This window comes from Aureimonas jatrophae, assembly GCF_900104035.1.
In the GTDB taxonomy this organism is placed as follows: Bacteria; Pseudomonadota; Alphaproteobacteria; order Rhizobiales; family Rhizobiaceae; genus Aureimonas; species Aureimonas jatrophae.
Genome location: NZ_FNIT01000001.1, coordinates 908,224 through 925,398 on the forward strand (window position 1 = coordinate 908,224; position 17,175 = coordinate 925,398).

Sequence of the window (17,175 nt, forward strand, 5' to 3'; positions counted from 1 at the left end):
GATGAAGCTCGCGCGCCTCGACCACCCGGCGGACTTTGAGGGCTGGCGCGAGGCCGCGCGGCGCGCGGTGGCCCTCGGCATCACGCCCGACGAGATGGACTTCGCGGTGGGCGACGAGGCCGGGCCGCTGTTTGCCGAGGCACTGGGCGCGATGCCCGAGGGCGCGCCCGCGATGACCGTGCCGAGGGCCTTTCCGGATCTGGCGCGCAAGGTCGTCTGCCACGCGGACCCCGAGCGCTTCCGCCTCGCCTACCGCCTCCTGTGGCGCCTGCAGCGCGAGAAGGGGCTGCTCGAGATCGCGTCCGATCCGGACACGGCGCGCGCCGCCGAGTTCGAAAAGGCGGTGCGCCGCGACAGCCACAAGATGAAGGCCTTCGTGCGCTTCCGCGAGGTCGAGACGAATGGAGGCCAGCGCCACTATATCGCCTGGTTCGAGCCCTTCCACCATGTGGTGGAGCTGACCGCGCCGTTCTTTCTCCGGCGCTTTCCCGGCATGATCTGGAGCATCCTGACGCCCAAGCGCTCGGTGCACTGGGACGGGGCGGACATGGTGTTCGCGCCGGGCGCCGACGCCTCGCAGAAGCCCGCCGATGACGACACCGAGGCGCTTTGGCTCACCTACTACTCGTCGATCTTCAATCCGGCACGCCTCAAGGTGAAGGCGATGCAGGCCGAGATGCCGAAGAAGTACTGGCACAACCTGCCCGAGGCCGCCCTGATCGAGCCGCTCGTGCGCGGCGCCGAGGCGGCCCAGCGCCGCATGATCGAAACCGCGCCGACCCTGCCGAGTTTGCGTGCCGAGAAACAATCGGAGCGCAACCAGATGGCACGAGCCGCCACCGCCGTCCCCGCCTTCAACGGCTTCAACAAGGCCCCCGACACGATCGAGGAGGCGCGCGAGCAGGCGCGCCACTGCAAGGCCTGCCCGCTTTGGGAGCCCGCGACCCAGACCGTGTTCGGCGAGGGGCCACCCGACGCGCCCGTGATCTTCGTCGGCGAGCAGCCGGGCGACCAGGAGGATCTGGCGGGCCACCCCTTTGTCGGCCCCGCCGGCAAGGTCTTCAACGGCGCGCTGGAGGCCGCCGGCATCGACCGCGCGCAGGCCTATGTCACCAATGCGGTGAAGCACTTCAAGTTCGAGCCGCGCGGCAAGCGGCGCATCCACAAGACGCCGGCCGTCAGCGAGGTGAAGGTCTGCCGCTGGTGGCTGGAACAGGAGCGCGAACTGATCCGCCCCAAGCTCATCGTGGCGCTGGGGGCGACGGCCGCTGCCGCCGTGATCGGCAAGACGGTCACGATCCGCGACACGCGCTCGCGCCTGATCGACCTGCCCGGCGGCGACACCAAGCTCCTCGTCACCGTCCACCCCGCCTATATCCTGCGCCTGCCCGACCCCGAGGCGCAGGCGCGCGAGCAGGCCCTGTTCGAGGAGGACATGGGCCGCGTGAAGGCGTTCGTGCCCGAGATCGCGGTGGGTTGAGCCTCAGCGCTCCGCCAGGGCGAGCCGCAGGCCGAGCAGCGCGAAGGCCGCCGCGAAGCTCCGGCGCATCCAGGCCATGACGGCGGGGCGCGACACGATCCGGTCGCGCACGGCGGCGGCAAACGCGCCGTAGAGCAGGAAGACCGCCAAGGTCATCGCCATGAAGACGAGGCTGAGCTCCGTCATCCGCGCGAGCGCGCCCGCCGTCTCGGGAGCGACGAACTGGGGTAGGAAGGCGAAGAAGAAGATCGAGAGCTTGGGGTTGAGAAGGTTCACGAGGATCGCGGAGAGGACCACCTGCCCGTCGCTGCGCGGGGCGGCGTCCGGCTCGACGCGAAGCGGTCCGTTCTCGCGCAACGTCATCCAGGCCATGAAGAGGAGATAGGCGACGCCGGCATAGCGGATCACCTCGAAGGCGAGCGCGCTCGCGTGAAGAACGGCGGCGAGGCCCGTGATCGCGGCCAGCATGTGCGGCACGATGCCGAGCGTGCAACCGAGGGCGGCGACCGCGGAGGCCCGGAAGCCGCGCGACAGCGCGGCGGCGAGCGTGACCACGACGCCCGTGCCGGGCGAGGCGACGATGACGAGGCTCGTGATCAGGAAGTCCCAGCCCATCCGCGTGTCCTGGCCGCAAGGATCGCCTCGAGCGTGACACGAGGCGATCGCGAGCACCAGAGGGGGCTCAAGGCATGATCGCCCAGCGGATGGCGTAGGCGACGACGCTGAGCGCCGCGATGCTGGCGAACCAGATCGCGGCGAACCACAGGAGCCTGCGCAGCGCGGGTGGCATCACGGTCAATGGTCATGCGTGTGGTAGCCCTCGCCCTCGATCACCTTCCCCCGGAACACCCAGTAGGAATAGGTCGTGTAGGCGAGGATCAGCGGGATCAGCACCGAGGCGCCCACCAGCAGGAAGATCAGGCTGGAGTCGGGCGCGGCGGCCTGCCAGATCGTCATCTCCGGGGGCAGGATGTTCGGATAGAACGAGATGCCGATGCCGATGAAGCTGAGGATGAAGATCGCGAGCGAGGCCAGGAACGGCCGGTAGTTCGAGACGTGGTCGCGCAGCGCCGTGAACAGGCTCCAGGCCGCGAACGCGACGAGAAGCGGGATCGGCGCGACAACCAGGATCTGCGGAAACGAGAACCAGCGCGAGTAGAAGGTCGGCTGGAGGAAGGGCATCCAGGCCGAGACCACCGCGATCGCCGCGATCGTCGCGATGGCGAGAAAGCCCGCATAGCGCGCCGCCAGTCGGTTCAGCGGCCCTTCGGTCTTCATGATGATCCAGGTGGCGCCGAGCAGCGCGTAGCCGACCACCACCGCCGCGCCCGTCAGCATCGAGAACGGCGTCGCCCAGTCGAACCAGCCCCCGCCATAGGCGCGTCCCGAGACCTCGATGCCCTGCACGATCGTGCCGAGCGCGACCCCTTGCGCGAAGGCCGCAACGACGGAGCCGGCAAAGAACGAGAGGTCCCAGACGCCGCGCCAGCGCACCGTGCGCCAGCGGAACTCGAACGCGACGCCGCGGAAGATCAGCGCGAGCAGCATGGCGATGATCGGCGCGTAGATCGCCGGCATGAGCACCGCATAGGCGAGCGGGAAGACCGCGAAGAGGCCGCCGCCGCCCAGGATCAGCCAGGTCTCGTTGCCGTCCCAGAAGGGGGCGACCGTGTTCATCGCCGTGTCGCGGTTCTCGTGCCGCCGCAGGAACGGGAACAGGATCCCGATGCCCAGGTCGAACCCGTCGAGCACGACATAGGCGAGGACCGCGAAGGCGAGGATGAAGGCCCAGAGCAGGGGAAGGTCCATCGTGTCCTCCCCTCAGGCGCCGGTGCGCGCGCCGGCGACCGCCCCGTCCGCGACGTCCATCGCCGGCCCCGGCGTGATGCCGGCGGTGCGGATCGGCTCGCGCGGGTCCGGGCCCGTCTCGAAGACGCTGGGCGCTTTCCCCATGGTGCGCAGGATATAGTAGATGCCGGCGCCGAACACGACGAAGTACACGACGATGAAGGCGAGAAGCGAGGTGCCGACCGCCGACGCCGCGACCGGCGAGTGACTCTCGGCCGTGCGCAGGAGACCGTAGACCGTGTAGGGCTGGCGTCCGACCTCGGTGGTCATCCAGCCCGCGAGAACCGCGGCAAAGCCGCTCGGCGCCATCGCGACCGCCGCGCGCTGCAACCAGCGGTCCTCGTAGATCGAGCCCCGGAAGCGCCGAACGAGCGACCACAGGCCGATGCCGAGCATGGCGAAGCCGATGCCGACCATGATGCGGAAGGTGAAGAAGACGATCCAGACGTTCGGCCAGTCCTCGCGTGGGAACTGGTCGAGGCCGCGCACCTCGCCGTCGAGCGAGTGGGTGAGGATCAGCGAGCCGACCTGGGGAATGCTGATCGCGTTCCGCATCCGGCCGGCCTCCATGTCCGGGATCCCGAACAGGGTCAGCGGCATGCCACCGTCGCGGTTGGTCTCGAAGTGCCCCTCCATGGCGGCGATCTTCATGGGCTGGTGTTCGAGCGTGTTGAGCCCATGCGCGTCGCCCATGAAGATCTGGGCGGGCGCGACCACGGTCGCCATCCACAGCGCCATGGAGAACATGGTGCGCGCCGCGGCGTTGTGCCGGTCGCGCAGGAGGTGGAGCGCGCCCACCCCGCCCACCACGAAGGCCGTGGTCAGGTAGGCCGCGAGAACCGTGTGCGCGAGGCGATAGGGAAACGACGGGTTGAAGACGATCGCCCACCAGTCCTCGGGCACGAACTGGCCGTTGGCGGCGACCCCGTAGCCCGCCGGCGTGTGCATCCAGGAGTTCACCGACAGGATCCAGAAGGCGGACCCGAGCGTCCCGATCGCCACCATCAGCGTCGCGAACATGTGCAGGCCCTTGCCGACCCGGTTCAGCCCGAACAGCATGACGCCCAGGAATCCCGCTTCCAGGAAGAAGGCGGACAAGACCTCGTAGGCCATCATGGGCCCAAGGATCGGCCCGGTCCGGTCCGAGAAGACGCTCCAGTTCGTGCCGAACTGGTAGCTCATCACGATGCCCGACACGACGCCCATGGCGAAGCTCACGGCGAAGATCTTGACCCAGTACTGGAACAGCGTCCGGTAGACCTGCCGCCCGGTCGCCAGGTGCAGCCCGTTCAGCACCGCCAGGAACGAGGCGAGGCCGATCGTGAAGGCGGGAAAGAAGAAGTGGAACGAGACCGTGAAGGCGAACTGGATGCGCGCCAGAAGAACGGGATCGAAGCCTTCGAACATGGCGGGCATCCTTTCGGGACCGATGCCTCGGATTCTAGCGTGTTCCGGTCGGGCGGGAACCGGACGAATTGCCCAAGCCATCGTCGCGTGACCGCAACGGTCATGCTAGGAGCGCTCCCGCCCGGCGGTCGGGCCGTCAAGGGAGGAGTGCTGCCATGAAGCGTTCGCGCGTCAACGAGATCCTGCGCGAGGGAGACGAGTTCATCCGCTCCTTCGGCTACCGCATGCCGCCCTTCGCCTACCTGTCGCCGGCCGAGATGAAGCGGCGCCGCGACGAGCTTTCGGCGGTGGTGGACCGCCGCCTCGGCTGGGACATCACCGACTACGGCCGCGGCGACTTCGACAACATGGGCCTCTTCCTGTTCACCACGCGCAACGGCGACAATGCCGACCTGAAGGCGGGCCGCGGCATGCTCTATGCCGAGAAGATCATGATCTCGCGCAAGGATCAGCTCTCGCCGATGCACCGGCACGACCTCAAGGCCGAGGACATCATCAATCGGGGCGGCGGCACGCTGGCGCTCAAGCTCTACACCGCCGCCCCCGACGGCTCGATCGACAAGTCGCTGCCGGTCAACGTCGTGACCGACGGCCTGCGCCGGCAGATGCAGGGCGGCGACATCCTGCGCCTGTCGCCAGGTGAGAGCGTCACGCTCATGCCGGGCACCGACTGGCACGCCTTCTGGGGCGAGGGCGGCGACGTCCTGATCGGCGAGGTGTCGACCGTCAACGACGACCTCACCGACAACGTCTTCGCGGAAGCCATCGGTCGCTTCGCCGAGATCGAGGAGGACGAGGAGCCCGTCCACCTTCTGGTCTCCGACTACGACAAGTGGCTCTGAGCGGGCAGCCAGCCTCTTCGGGAGCGGACGGCCCGCCGGCCCGCCGTCCGCTCCGCCACGCCTTCATGCCGCGTGCGATCCTTTTCGGCCTATAGGCCGTCGCATCCCGATGGCGGGCGGCGGCGCCGGGGTGCGGGAACGCCGGTGCGGCCCCGTTCGAGGCGCAGCGGGACGCAGCAGGGACGCGGCGTTTCCAAACAGCTGAGCCCGGACATCCCGTTCAGGACCCGCGCGGGCGTGGTGCGCGTGGCGTCAGGCGCACCGGTGTGGACAGGCCGGCCGGCGGGACTCCTTTTCCACAGGCGTCCGCGCTATGGTTGCTCCCAACCCAGACAAGGCCGAGCTGTCGAGGCGTCGCCGTCTCCGTCCGGCCCCGTTGCGCCCACGCGCGGAGTGATCGTGAATTGACCAAGGTCGCCGTCGATCTCGGGACCACCGCCACCGGCGAGCCGGCGGAGATGGATCTCGAGGAACTCCTGTCCACGCGTCTGCTCGTCCAGGGCAATTCCGGCTCGGGCAAGTCGCATCTCTTCCGCCGCATCCTGGAGCAGAGCGCCGGCTTCGTGCAGCAGGCGATCATCGATCCCGAGGGCGACTTCGTGTCCTTCTCGGAGCGGTTCGGGCACGTGGTGGTCGACGCCGACCGCACCCCGGCCGAGCTCGGCCGCATCGCGGCGCGCATCCGCCAGCACCGCGCCTCCGTCGTCCTCAACCTCGAGGGGCTCGACGCCGAGGTGCAGATGTCGTGCGCCGCGGCCTTTCTGAACGGCCTGTTCGACGCCGACCGGCACCATTGGTTCCCGATGCTGATCGCCGTCGACGAGGCGCAGATCTTCGCCCCCTCCATGGCGGGCGAGGTGGCCGACGAGGCGCGCCGCATCTCGCTCGGCGCCATGACCAACCTGATGTGCCGCGGCCGCAAGCGCGGGCTGGCGGGCATGATCGCGACCCAGCGCCTGGCCAAGCTCGCCAAGAACGTCGCGGCGGAGGCCTCGAACTTCCTGATGGGCCGCACCTTTCTCGACATCGACATGGCGCGCGCGGCCGACCTCCTCGGCATGGACCGGCGTCAGGCCGAGCGGTTCCGCGACCTCCAGCCCGGACACTTCGTGGCGCTCGGTCCCGCGCTGTCGCGCCGCCCGCTGCCCGTGCGCATCGGCCCCGTCGAGACGGCGGGCCGCTCCGGACGGCCCGTCCTGATGGCGCTGCCCGAGGCCAGCCCCGAGGCCATGGCCGACCTGATCTTCACCGCCGGCGCCGACGAGCCCGCCGCGCTCCCCCCGCCGCCGCCGCGCACGCCGCGCGAGCCGGTGGTCTCGACCCGCGAGCTTCTGGAGCGGGTCGCGGGACCGCGCTCGGCCATGGCCGAGGCCGAGCCGGAAGAGGATCCGATCGACGCGGGCGAGCACGAGCGGCAGGTCGAGGAGATTATCGCCGAACTGATGAGCGCGCCCGACGCCGCGTTCCGGCCCGCGCCCATGCTGTACCAGGACTTCCTGGTTCATTGCCGGCTCCGGCGCCTCGGCCGCTCGACGCTCGACATGGCCGCGTTCCGCCGTCGTCTGGCGCTGGCGCGCGCCGGCATCGGCGAGGGCGGTGCGGACGAGAGCTGGGCCGAGGTCGTCGCACGCTCCGAGGAACTGCCCGAGGACATGCAGGGCGTCTTCCTGCTGATCGCCCAGGCGGCCAAGGACGGCGAGCCCTGTCCCGACGACGCGACGCTTGCGCGCGCCTACGGCAGCCATTCGCCCTCGCGCGGCCGCTTCCTCCTGACCTACATGGCCGAGCGCGGCTTCGTGGCGAGCGAGACCGACTTTCGCGGCAACCGCGTCGTCACGGTGGCGGGCCCCAACTGGCGCACGGGGCCGGGCGCGAGCAAGCCGACGCCAGGCCTCACGCCGCGCATGCGGCGGGCCTGAGGCCCCCGGGCATCACACCGAGACGCCGAAGACGCGCAGCGTTCCGAGAATGAAGCCGTCTTGGATGGCGAAGGCGATCGAGGCTTCGATCGCCGCCAGCGCCAGGAGCGACACCCAGCGCGGCACCGCGCGGGCGAACACGAAGCCGAGCGTCACGAACACCGTGTCGCCGAAGGCGTTGAGCACACTGTCGCCGGAATAGGAGGGCGCGCCCGCCGCGCCGTCGAACATCGCCACGACGAAGCTCGTGTTCTCCACCATCTCCCAGATCGCGGACGAGCCGATGGCGAGCAGGAGGGTCCAGGACAGGGGCCAGTGGGGCCGCAGGCGCGACAGGGCGGCGTAGAGGCCCATGCCCAGCGCGACGTGCAGAAAGGAATACCAGTCCGCGAACTGCTGCGAGGCGCCCGGCGAATGCGGATCGCCGTCCCAGATCGCGATCGTGCCGCATTCGCACACCCACGGCCGCCCCATGAACCGCAGCCAGGCGAGCATGGTGAGGAGCGACAGGAGCGCGATCGCCGCCAGCACGAGCGGTCGCCGCAGGAGGAAACCCCTGTGTCGGAAACGCGGCAGAACAGGGGCGAGATCGGTCATGCCCCTCCAACGCGCGTTACGCGCGACGGTTGCCGGCCTTGATGTCGCAATCCGTGCGATCCTTGTGGAAAAGGCGCGGCTGCGTCGCACGGCTTCCCTTTTGCCGCGGTTGTGCCAAAACGAACGGGAGCGGCCGACCGCCGGCCCGCCCTTGTTCTTCGATTCTCCCGCCCCTTGTCCCCGGACCGGCGGCCCCGTCGCCAGTGTCCGATCCGCATGACCCGCTTCGCCCTCGTCTGCCCTCCGTTCTGGAGCCACGTGCGCGCCTTCGAGGCGCTGGGCGAGGCGCTGGTGGCGCGCGGCCACGAGGCGGTGCTGGTCCTGAACCACGGCGGCGCGGCGCTGTCGCGCTCGGCCCGCGTCCCCGCCATCGAGATCGCGGGCGAGGCGGGCGAGGCGCGGCGCCACGCGCTGGCCGGGCGGCAGGGCGTGTTCGCCACGGTTCAGGAGGCGGCGCGCCGCACCGATGCGCTGTGCCGCCACGCGCCCGGGCTCCTGGGCGATCTCGGGGTCGAGGCGATCCTGGCCGACCAGACCGAGCCGGCCGGCGCGCTGCTGGCGCGCCATCGGGCGTTGCCGTACCTGTCGGTGGCCTCCGCCCTGCCGACCGATCCCGATCCCGCGATTCCGCCGCCCTATCTCGGCTGGCCCTTCGATCCCTCGCCGCGGGGGCTGAAGCGCAACCGGGGCGGCGCCCGCGTCGCCGATCTCGTGCTCGGCCCGCAGCGCCGCGTGGTTCGCCGCTGGTCCGAAACCTTCGCGCTGCCCGGCGCCCCGCCGGAGCGTGGCCTGTCGCCGCACGGAACCCTCAGCCAGACCGTCGACAGCTTCGACTTCCCCCGGACCGGCAACCGCATCTTCGCGGTGGGACCGTTTCGGGGCGCCGAGCCGGAATGGATCGCGCCGCTCCGGCGCACGGAGGAGCGGCCCCTCGTGTTCGCCTCGTTCGGCACGCTCCAAGGACACCGGCTCGGGCTCTTCCGACGCATCGCCGAGGCCTGCCGACGCCTCGGGCTGCGGCTCGCGATCGCCCATTGCGGGCTCCTGACGGCCGCCGAGGCCGCGACGATCGACGCCGAACTCGTCGCGGACTTCCTGCCCCAGCGCGCCATGCTGCGCGAGGCCGACGTGTGCGTCACCCATGCCGGCCTCAACACGGTGATGGATGCGCTGGAGATGGGCGTGCCATGCCTGGCCATTCCCTTCGCCTTCGACCAGCCGGGCGTGGCCGCGCGGCTGAGCTATCGCGGGGCGGGCCTTGCCCTGGCGCCCCGGCGCCTGACAACCTGGCGCGTGGAGACCGCGCTGGCCCGCCTCCTGGCCGATCCCGCCTTTGCCCTTGCGGCCCGCCGCATCGGTGCCGACATCCGGTCCGGGGGCGGTTCGCGCCGGGCGGCTGCGATCGCGGAACAGCTCGTGGGCACGCCGGCGCGCCGGTTGGAGGAGTTGCGGGCATGAGCGAGTACGACCTGATCCTGGCGGGCGGGGGCCTGGCCAACGGACTGATCGCCTATCGCCTGGCCCAGCGCCGGCCGGACCTGCGGGTGCTGCTTCTGGAAGGTGCGGAGCAACTCGGCGGCAACCACACCTGGAGCTTCCACGACGGCGACCTGTCGGCCGCCGAGCACGGCTGGCTCGACCCCTTCGTCGAGCATCGCTGGCCGGACTACGACGTGCGCTTCCCGCGCCGCCGCCGGACCGTGTCCACGGGCTACAACTCCGCGACGTCGGAGCGCTTCCGCGACGTTCTCGGCCGCGCCATGGGGTCGCGCCTTCGCCTCGGCATGCCGGTCGTGGCGTTGAGCGAGACCAGCGTCACGCTGGCCGACCAGACCGTCCTGCGCGCTAAGGCCGTGATCGACGGGCGCGGCCAGCGCCGCTCGCCCCATCTCGATCTCGGCTTCCAGAAGTTCCTCGGCCAGGAGTGGGAGTTCGAGCGCCCGCACGGCGTCACGCGTCCCGTCGTGATGGACGCGACCGTGCCCCAGAGCGACGGCTACCGCTTCGTCTACGTCCTGCCGTTCTCGCCGACGCGCCTCCTGGTGGAGGACACCTACTACGCCGACGGCGAGGCGCTGGAGACCGAGCGCCTGCGCGGGGCGCTGCGAGCCTATGGCGAGGCCGCCGGCTGGGGCGAGGGGCGGCTCCTGCGCGAGGAGCACGGCATCCTGCCGATCGCACTGGGGGGCGACATCGACGCGCTGGTCGAGGAGGCAAAGGGCGTGCCGACCGTCGGGCTCGCGCGGGCCCTGTTCCACCCGACCACCGGCTACTCGCTGCCGGATGCCGTCCATGTGGCCGATCTGGTGGCCGGCGCGCCGGACCTGTCCTCGCCCGCCCTGTCGCGGCTTCTCGCCGCGCATGCGCGCAACATCTGGGACGATCGCGCCTTCTTTCGAACCCTCAACCGCCTCCTGTTCCTGGCGGGGCCGTCCGAGGAGCGCTACCGGGTGCTGGAGCACTTCTACCGGCTGCCCGACCCGCTGGTCGCGCGCTTCTATGCCGCACGGCTGGATTTCGGCGACAAGATCCGCATCTTTGCCGGGCGCCCCCCGGTCTCGGTGCGCAGCGCGCTGCGCGTCCTCGGACAGCGCGGCCGCATTCCCGTCTCGACCCCCTCGAAGGAACCCGCATGAAGCAGACCGCCCGCAGCGCCGTCGTGATCGGATCGGGGTTCGGAGGCCTCAGCCTCGCGATCCGTCTCCAGGCCGCGGGCATCGCGACGACCCTTCTGGAGAAGCGCGACAAGCCCGGCGGCCGGGCCTATGTCTACGAGGATCAGGGCTTCGTCTTCGATGCCGGGCCGACCGTGATCACCGACCCCAGCGCGCTCGTCGAGCTCTGGGCGGCCGCCGGCCGGCGCATGGAGGACTACGTCACCCTCCTGCCGGTCTCGCCCTTCTACCGCCTGTGCTGGGAGGACGGCTACGTCTTCGACTACGCCAACGACCAGGCCGAGCTCGACCGCCAGATCGCGCTGAAGAACCCCAAGGACGTCGAGGGATACCGGCGCTTTTTGGCCTACTCGCGCGCCGTGTTCGAGGAGGGCTACCTCAAGCTCGGCACCGTGCCCTTCCTCCACTTCCGCGACATGATGCGCGCCGGGCCCCAGCTCGCCAAGCTCCAGGCGTGGCGCTCGGTCTATGCCAAGGTCGCCGAGTTCATCGAGGACGAGCAGCTTCGTCAGGCCTTCTCGTTCCACTCGCTCCTGGTGGGCGGCAACCCGTTCGCGACCTCCTCGATCTATGCGCTGATCCATGCGCTGGAGCGCGAATGGGGCGTGTGGTTTCCCAAGGGCGGCACGGGCGCGCTGGTGCGCGGCATGGTGAAGCTCTTCGAGGACATCGGCGGGCGGATCGAGCTCAACGCCGAGGCAGGACAGATCGAAATGGAGGACGGCCGCGCGTCGGCCGTTGTCGCGAAGGACGGACGTCGCTTCGTGGCCGATCTCGTGGTGTCCAACGCCGACATCGTCCATACCTACGACAAGCTGCTCGGCCACGTGTCGCGCGGCGCCGAGGAAGCCAAGCGGTTGAAGCGCAAGCGCTTCTCCATGTCGCTCTTCGTGATCTACTTCGGCCTCTCCAAGGCGCAGCCGCAGCTGCAGCACCACACCGTCCTGTTCGGCCAGCGCTACCGCGCGCTGATCGACGAGATCTTCAAGGCCAAGACCCTGGCGGGCGATTTCTCGCTCTACCTTCACAGCCCCTGCGCCACCGACCCGAGCCTCGCGCCCGAGGGCGCCGGCTCCTTCTACGTCCTGTCGCCGGTGCCGCACCTCGGCAACGCGCCGCTCGACTGGAGCGTCGAGGGCCCGCGCTATCGCGACCGGATCTTCGACTACCTCGAGCAGCGCTACATGCCGAACCTCAAGCGCGACCTCGTCACCAGCCGCATCTTCACGCCCGACGACTTCCAGAGCGAGCTCAACAGCCACCACGGCTCGGCCTTCTCGCTCGATCCGGTGCTGACGCAGTCCGCCTGGTTCCGCACGCACAACCAGGACCGGCAGATCCGCAACCTCTTCTTCGTGGGCGCGGGTACGCATCCCGGCGCGGGCGTTCCGGGCGTCGTCGGCTCCGCCAAGGCCACGGCGGGCCTGATCCTCGGCGAGGCGGCTTGAGCCGAGCGGCTGCCGTCGACACCGGAGCCTTTGCCGAGCGCTCGATCGCCAAGGGCTCCAAGAGCTTTGCGGCCGCCGCGCGCTTGTTCGACGCCGCCACGCGCGGCGACGTCGTGCGCCTCTACGCCTGGTGCCGCCATTGCGACGACGTGGCGGACGGGCAGGAGGGGGGACACCTGACGGGCGCGCGGCCGGAGGTCGCCATTGCCGAGCGCGTGGCGGGCTTGCGCCGCGACACGGACCGGGCGCTGGCGGGCGACACGGCGGGCCTCGACCCGAGCTTCCAGGCGCTGGCCGAGGTCGCGCGGCGCCACGCGCTGCCGCCCGCGCTATTCCATGAGCATCTCAAGGGGTTCGAGCTCGACGCGGGCGGGCGCCGCTACGAGACGCTGGACGAGCTCCTCGGCTACTGCTGGCACGTGGCCGGCGTCGTGGGCGTCCTGATGGCGCGCGTCATGGGCGTCACCGACGAGGCCGTGCTCGATCGCGCCTGCGACCTCGGTCTCGCCTTCCAGCTCACCAACATCGCGCGCGACGTGGTGGAGGATGCGGGCGAGGGGCGCGTCTACGTCCCGCTGGCCTGGTTGCGCGAGGAGGGCATCGCGCCCGCCGACCTCGCCCAGCCCGCCCATGCGGCTGCGGTCGCGCGGCTGCGCCGGCGTCTCGTGGAGGCGGCCGAGCCCTACTACGCCTCGGCGCGGCAGGGCGTCGACCGCCTGCCGCGCCGCTCGGCCTGGGCGATCGGCACGGCCGAGCGCGTCTACCGCCGCATCGGGCTGAAGCTGGTGGCGGCCGGAGAGGCGGCGCACGGGCAGCGTGTCTCGACCGGCACGGGCGAAAAAGCGGCGGCGATCCTCGGCGGCGGCTGGGGCGCGGTGCGCTTTCGCGCCTATGGCGAGGAGCCGCGCGACCCCGCGCTCTGGCGGCGGCCCGCGATCTAGATCGTCGGCGTCGCGCCAGCGGCAGGCCGCCTCGGCCTTGCGCCGGGATGCCTAGCCGAGCGCTGCCGGCTCGGCGGCGGGCGGCAGCCCGATGGCGAGGCGCGCCTGACGGCCGAAGATGTCGTCCACCAGCGCGTGAAGCCGCGAGCGCTTGCCGAAGGCGGCGGTCAGCCGCTCGTGCGCGGCGTCGATATGGCGGTCGATGCGCCGCTCCACCTGCGCCGGGCCGATCAGGGCGACGATGGTCGACTTGCCCGCGTCCTTGCCGACGTCCTTGCCGGTGAGCCCGGCATGGGCCTCGCCGTCCAGAAGATCGTCGAGCAGCTGGAAGGCCAGGCCGATCTCGCCGGCAAAGGCGCGCAACTCGGACCGCACCGCCGCATCCGCGCCCGCCACCACCGCGCCGATCTCGGCGGCGGCCGCGAACAGGGCGCCCGTCTTCAACCCGTTGCCTTCCGCGATGTCGCTGATGGGCCGGGCGGAGCGGCCGCCGTGAAGGTCGAGGAACTGACCGGCCACCAGCCCGTGCGCGCCCACCGCGTCCGCCAGGATCGCCACGCACTCGCCCTTGGCGGCGGGCGACAGCGCCTTGAGGCGTGCGAGCGTCCCGTAGGCGGCCGAGAGCACGGCGATCGCGGCGAGCACGGCCACATCCTCGCCGTGCGCCCGGTGCGTCGTCGGCTGGCCCCGCCGCAGCGCGGCGTCGTCCATGCAGGGCAGGTCGTCGAGAATCAGCGATGCGGCGTGCACCATCTCCACCGCGCAGCCCGCGTCCAGCGCAGGCTCCGAGAGCCCGCCCAGCTCCTCGGCGACGAGCAGCGTCAGGATCGGCCGCAGCCGCTTGCCGGGCGCCAGCACGCTTTCGCGCATCGCCCGGTCGAGCTTCGCTTGGCCGGGAAGGGCGGGGGGCATCAAGGCATCCAAACGCAGGTCCACGCGGCGGCGGAGTTCGAGGCGTTCGGGCTGGGCTGTCGTCATTCTGGCATCATGTCCTTGGACGGCGTCCGGGTCCCGGTCGTGCGCGTCCGGTGGTAATTTCTAGCACGCTCCGCCGCCGCTGGAAGTCCCGCCGGTTTCCTTCCCCGATCCGATGCGACGAAACGACATAGAAGGTTTCCAACGCGCAGGATGCGGTTCAAACAGGGCCAACCGCCCCAGGAGAGCCCATCCGCCGCATGCAGCCGCCCGCCGATATCCGCGACCGCAAGGACCAGCATCTCGACCTCGTTCTCGCCTCGCGCGGGGCGGGGACACCCGTATCGAGCGGCTTCGACGCGATCCGCTTCGAGCATTGCGCGCTGCCGGAGATCGACTTCGACGCCATCGACCTGTCGGCTTCATTTTTGGGTTACCGGCTGCGCGCGCCCTTCCTGATCAGCTCCATGACCGGGGGAACGGCGCGTGCGGCCCGAATCAACCGACATCTGGCCGAGGCGGCCGAGAGCTGCGGCATCGCGCTGGCCGTCGGCTCGCAGCGCATCGCGGTGGAGGGGCGCGGCGGGGGCGGGCTCGACCGGACCCTGCGCGACGCGGCGCCCAGCGTGCCGCTTCTCGGCAACATCGGGGCCGGCCAGCTCGTCGCCGGCTGGGGCGCCGACGAGGCCCGGCGCGCGGTCGAGATGATCGGTGCCGACGCGCTGATCGTTCATCTCAATCCGCTGCAGGAGGCGGTGCAGCCGGGCGGCGACCGGCGCTGGCGCGGCGTTCTGGCCGCGATCGAACGGCTCGCGGCCGCGCTCGACGTTCCGATCGTCGCCAAGGAGGTCGGGGCGGGCATCTCGGGCCGGCTGGCGCGCCGGCTCCTGGAGGCCGGTGTCGTCGCGGTCGACGTCGCGGGCGCCGGGGGCACGAGCTGGGCGGCGATCGAGGCCGAGCGCATCGGCGACCCGGCGGGGCGGGCGAGCGCTCTGCTGTTCGCGGACTGGGGCATCCCGACCGCGCAGGCCATCGCGGACGTGCGCCGCCAGTGTCCGGAGGCGGTGGTGATCGGCTCGGGCGGCGTGCGCCATGGGCTCGACGCGGCGCGAGCCCTGCGCCTCGGCGCCGACCTCGTCGGCCAGGCGGGCGCCAGCCTGTCGGCCGCGGAACTGTCCGGCGAGGCGGCGGCGCGTCACTTCTCGCAGGTCGCCCAGGAGCTGCGCATCAGCTGCTTCTGCACCGGCTCGCCCGACCTCGCCGCGCTCCGTCAGGCCCCGCTCCTGCCGGGTTGACCTTGCGTTCCCCGCCGGCTTGAGCGATCCCGCTGTTTGTCCGGATGCGACAAACGGGAGCCCGAGCGCCATGACCCTGAGCGACTACCTGAAGGCCCATGCGGGCGCGGATCCGATCCGGCGCGATGTCGCCACGCTGGTTGAATCGCTCGCCGAGGCGGCGATCGAGCTGCACCGCGCGATCGCATCGGGCGCCGCCGACCGCGAGGGATCGGGCGGGGCCGCGGTCACCAACGGCGGCGGCGACGTGCAGAAGGTCCTCGACCGCGAGGCCGACCGTTTGTTCTCACAAGCGGCGCGGCGCGCGCCGGTCGCCTTCTACGGCTCCGAGGAGCAGGACGAGGCGGTCGTGTTCGACGCCGATCGCAGCCTCGCGCTGGCGATCGATCCGCTCGACGGCTCCTCCAACATCGAGACCAACGTCTCGATCGGCACGATCTTCTCGGTTCTACCCGTCCGTCCCGAGCACCGCGCCGACAGCGCCACGGTGTTCCGCCAGCCGGGCCGCGACCAGCTCGCGGCGGGCTTCGTCGTCTACGGGCCGCGCCTCCTTCTCGTCCTGACGGTGGGCGAGGGCACGCATGTCTTCGGCTGGAGCCCGGACACGAACACGTTCGCGCACGCCGCGCGCATGGCCATTCCCGAACAGGCCAAGGAGTTCTCGATCAACGCGTCGAACCGGCGCCACTGGGACGAGCCGGTGCTCGCCTACGTGGCCGGCTGCGAGGACGGGAAGGAGGGCGCGCGCGGGCGCGACTTCAACATGCGCTGGGTCGCCTCCATGGTGGCCGACGCCTACCGCATCTTCCTGCGCGGCGGCCTCTACATCTATCCCGGCGACCGGCGGCCGGGCTACGCAGAGGGGCGCATCCGCCTCGTCTACGAGGCCAATCCCGTGGGCTTCTGCGCCGAGCAGGCGGGGGGCGCGGCGAGCGACGGCCTCCAGCCGATCCTCGACATCGTGCCGACCCATCTCCACCAGCGCACGCCGGTGGTCTTCGGCTCGCGCGAGGAGGTTCTGGAGTTCGGCCGGGCCATGGCCGATCCGGCGAGCCGCACGGAGACCTCGTCCCTCTTCGGCCACCGGCCGGTCGGCGGGTTCTGAGCCGTGGCGAGCCAACCCGTCATCGCCCCCTCGATCCTGTCGGCGGACTTCTCGCGCCTTGGCGAGGAGGTCGCGGCGGTCGACAGGGCCGGGGCCGACTGGATCCATCTCGACGTGATGGACGGGCGCTTCGTGCCCAACATCACCTTCGGTCCGCCGGTGGTGAAGGCGCTGCGCCCCTCGTCGGCCAAGGTCTTCGACGCCCATCTCATGATCGTGGAGCCCGAGCGCTACGTCGCCGACTTCGTGGCGGCGGGCTGCGACGGCGTCACGGTCCATGCCGAGGCCTGCACCCACCTCGACCGCACGCTCCAGCTCATCCGCGAGCGCGGCGCGAAGGCGGGCGTGGCGCTCAACCCGGCAACCAGCGAGGAGGCGCTGGCCTACGTTCTCGACCGGCTCGACCTCGTGCTGGTGATGACCGTCAATCCGGGCTTCGGCGGCCAGAGCCTCGTGCCGGCGACGATCGAGAAGGTGCGCCGCGTGCGGGCCCTGATCGGCGAGCGGCCGATCCGCCTTCAGGTCGACGGCGGGGTCTCGCCCGCGACGATCGGAACCCTAGCGGACGCGGGCGCCGACAGCTTCGTGGCGGGCTCCGCGGTGTTCCAGGGCGGTGGCGAGGCCGGCTACGCGCGCACCATCGGCCTCCTGCGCGATGCATGGGGTGCGGAACGCGCGGTCAAGTCTTCCTGACGATTTCGTG

At 71.0% G+C, this 17,175-nt stretch carries 16 protein-coding genes; 10 read left to right on the forward strand and 6 right to left on the reverse strand.

The window, feature by feature from the left end; genetic code table 11:
* The first annotated feature begins 1 nt into the window (after window position 1).
* A complete protein-coding gene (locus BLQ76_RS04405) occupies window positions 2–1,480 on the forward strand; it encodes a UdgX family uracil-DNA binding protein (protein WP_090669295.1) in 1,479 nt (492 codons plus the stop codon).
* Between the two features lie 3 nt (window positions 1,481–1,483).
* On the opposite strand, the gene BLQ76_RS04410 is transcribed toward BLQ76_RS04405, so the two are convergent.
* From BLQ76_RS04410 to BLQ76_RS04425, 4 genes are all read right to left on the reverse strand, one after another.
* Entirely contained in the window at window positions 1,484–2,095 is a 612-nt protein-coding gene (locus tag BLQ76_RS04410; RefSeq protein ID WP_090669297.1) for a LysE family translocator, read from the reverse strand.
* 67 nt (window positions 2,096–2,162) lie between these two features.
* A complete protein-coding gene (locus tag BLQ76_RS04415; protein ID WP_139183925.1) occupies window positions 2,163–2,270 on the reverse strand; it encodes a DUF2474 family protein in 108 nt (35 codons plus the stop codon).
* A gap of 5 nt (window positions 2,271–2,275) precedes the next feature.
* Complete coding sequence (gene cydB / locus BLQ76_RS04420; protein WP_090669301.1) at window positions 2,276–3,289, reverse strand: cytochrome d ubiquinol oxidase subunit II; 1,014 nt, start codon at window positions 3,287–3,289, stop codon at window positions 2,276–2,278.
* Window positions 3,290–3,301: 12 nt separating this feature from the next.
* Window positions 3,302–4,735: a cytochrome ubiquinol oxidase subunit I gene (locus tag BLQ76_RS04425; protein ID WP_090669303.1), complete on the reverse strand. Its 1,434-nt coding sequence runs from the start codon at window positions 4,733–4,735 to the stop codon at window positions 3,302–3,304.
* Window positions 4,736–4,890: 155 nt separating this feature from the next.
* Here BLQ76_RS04425 and BLQ76_RS04430 point away from each other — a divergent pair, with 155 nt between their 5' ends.
* Both BLQ76_RS04430 and BLQ76_RS04435 read left to right on the forward strand, forming a co-directional pair.
* Window positions 4,891–5,577, forward strand: coding sequence for a D-lyxose/D-mannose family sugar isomerase (locus BLQ76_RS04430; protein WP_090669305.1), 687 nt, complete (start codon window positions 4,891–4,893; stop codon window positions 5,575–5,577).
* 404 nt (window positions 5,578–5,981) lie between these two features.
* Window positions 5,982–7,496 (forward strand): helicase HerA domain-containing protein, encoded by a 1,515-nt coding sequence (locus tag BLQ76_RS04435; RefSeq protein ID WP_090669307.1) that lies wholly within the window; start codon window positions 5,982–5,984, stop codon window positions 7,494–7,496.
* A gap of 12 nt (window positions 7,497–7,508) precedes the next feature.
* Here BLQ76_RS04435 and BLQ76_RS21955 read toward each other — a convergent pair whose 3' ends face one another.
* Window positions 7,509–8,093 carry a DUF2585 family protein gene (locus BLQ76_RS21955; protein ID WP_170842461.1) on the reverse strand — a complete coding sequence of 195 codons (585 nt, stop codon included), beginning with the start codon at window positions 8,091–8,093 and terminating at the stop codon, window positions 7,509–7,511.
* 216 nt (window positions 8,094–8,309) lie between these two features.
* On the opposite strand from BLQ76_RS21955, the gene BLQ76_RS04445 reads away from it, so the two are divergent.
* The 4 genes from BLQ76_RS04445 to BLQ76_RS04460 are packed head-to-tail and all read left to right on the forward strand — an operon-like array spanning window position 8,310 to window position 13,157.
* Window positions 8,310–9,551 carry a glycosyltransferase gene (locus BLQ76_RS04445; protein WP_090669309.1) on the forward strand — a complete coding sequence of 414 codons (1,242 nt, stop codon included), beginning with the start codon at window positions 8,310–8,312 and terminating at the stop codon, window positions 9,549–9,551.
* Entirely contained in the window at window positions 9,548–10,729 is a 1,182-nt protein-coding gene (crtY, locus tag BLQ76_RS04450; protein ID WP_090669310.1) for a lycopene beta-cyclase CrtY, read from the forward strand. Before BLQ76_RS04445 ends, crtY begins: the two co-directional genes overlap by 4 nt.
* Window positions 10,726–12,216 (forward strand): phytoene desaturase, encoded by a 1,491-nt coding sequence (locus tag BLQ76_RS04455; protein ID WP_090669312.1) that lies wholly within the window; start codon window positions 10,726–10,728, stop codon window positions 12,214–12,216. Before crtY ends, BLQ76_RS04455 begins: the two co-directional genes overlap by 4 nt.
* Window positions 12,213–13,157 (forward strand): phytoene/squalene synthase family protein, encoded by a 945-nt coding sequence (locus BLQ76_RS04460; RefSeq protein ID WP_090669314.1) that lies wholly within the window; start codon window positions 12,213–12,215, stop codon window positions 13,155–13,157. The genes BLQ76_RS04455 and BLQ76_RS04460 overlap by 4 nt, the downstream gene beginning before the upstream one ends.
* Window positions 13,158–13,208: 51 nt before the next feature.
* On the opposite strand, the gene BLQ76_RS04465 is transcribed toward BLQ76_RS04460, so the two are convergent.
* The gene (locus tag BLQ76_RS04465; protein WP_090669317.1) at window positions 13,209–14,135 is read right to left on the reverse strand and encodes a polyprenyl synthetase family protein; all 927 of its coding nucleotides are present in this window, start codon (window positions 14,133–14,135) and stop codon (window positions 13,209–13,211) included.
* Window positions 14,136–14,332: 197 nt separating this feature from the next.
* On the opposite strand from BLQ76_RS04465, the gene fni reads away from it, so the two are divergent.
* The 3 genes from fni to rpe all read left to right on the forward strand — a co-directional run bounded on the left by fni (window position 14,333) and on the right by rpe (window position 17,165).
* Window positions 14,333–15,367, forward strand: coding sequence for a type 2 isopentenyl-diphosphate Delta-isomerase (gene fni, locus BLQ76_RS04470; RefSeq protein ID WP_090669320.1), 1,035 nt, complete (start codon window positions 14,333–14,335; stop codon window positions 15,365–15,367).
* A 70-nt stretch (window positions 15,368–15,437) separates the two neighbouring features.
* Entirely contained in the window at window positions 15,438–16,472 is a 1,035-nt protein-coding gene (locus tag BLQ76_RS04475) for a class 1 fructose-bisphosphatase (protein ID WP_090669323.1), read from the forward strand.
* Between the two features lie 3 nt (window positions 16,473–16,475).
* On the forward strand, window positions 16,476–17,165 hold the full coding sequence (rpe, locus tag BLQ76_RS04480; protein ID WP_090669326.1) for a ribulose-phosphate 3-epimerase: 690 nt from the start codon (window positions 16,476–16,478) through the stop codon (window positions 17,163–17,165).
* Window positions 17,166–17,175 lie beyond the last annotated feature (10 nt).

Coding starts and splice junctions, on each gene's coding strand:
- BLQ76_RS21955 (WP_170842461.1), bottom strand. CDS start 8,093: ATGACCGATCTCGCCCCTGTTCTGCCGCGTTTCCGACACAGGGGTTTC.
- BLQ76_RS04405 (WP_090669295.1), top strand. CDS start 2: ATGAAGCTCGCGCGCCTCGACCACCCGGCGGACTTTGAGGGCTGGCGC.
- crtY (WP_090669310.1), top strand. CDS start 9,548: ATGAGCGAGTACGACCTGATCCTGGCGGGCGGGGGCCTGGCCAACGGA.
- BLQ76_RS04425 (WP_090669303.1), bottom strand. CDS start 4,735: ATGTTCGAAGGCTTCGATCCCGTTCTTCTGGCGCGCATCCAGTTCGCC.
- cydB (WP_090669301.1), bottom strand. CDS start 3,289: ATGGACCTTCCCCTGCTCTGGGCCTTCATCCTCGCCTTCGCGGTCCTC.
- fni (WP_090669320.1), top strand. CDS start 14,333: ATGCAGCCGCCCGCCGATATCCGCGACCGCAAGGACCAGCATCTCGAC.
- BLQ76_RS04430 (WP_090669305.1), top strand. CDS start 4,891: ATGAAGCGTTCGCGCGTCAACGAGATCCTGCGCGAGGGAGACGAGTTC.
- BLQ76_RS04465 (WP_090669317.1), bottom strand. CDS start 14,135: ATGACGACAGCCCAGCCCGAACGCCTCGAACTCCGCCGCCGCGTGGAC.
- BLQ76_RS04415 (WP_139183925.1), bottom strand. CDS start 2,270: ATGCCACCCGCGCTGCGCAGGCTCCTGTGGTTCGCCGCGATCTGGTTC.
- BLQ76_RS04410 (WP_090669297.1), bottom strand. CDS start 2,095: ATGGGCTGGGACTTCCTGATCACGAGCCTCGTCATCGTCGCCTCGCCC.
- BLQ76_RS04445 (WP_090669309.1), top strand. CDS start 8,310: ATGACCCGCTTCGCCCTCGTCTGCCCTCCGTTCTGGAGCCACGTGCGC.
- BLQ76_RS04455 (WP_090669312.1), top strand. CDS start 10,726: ATGAAGCAGACCGCCCGCAGCGCCGTCGTGATCGGATCGGGGTTCGGA.
- BLQ76_RS04475 (WP_090669323.1), top strand. CDS start 15,438: ATGACCCTGAGCGACTACCTGAAGGCCCATGCGGGCGCGGATCCGATC.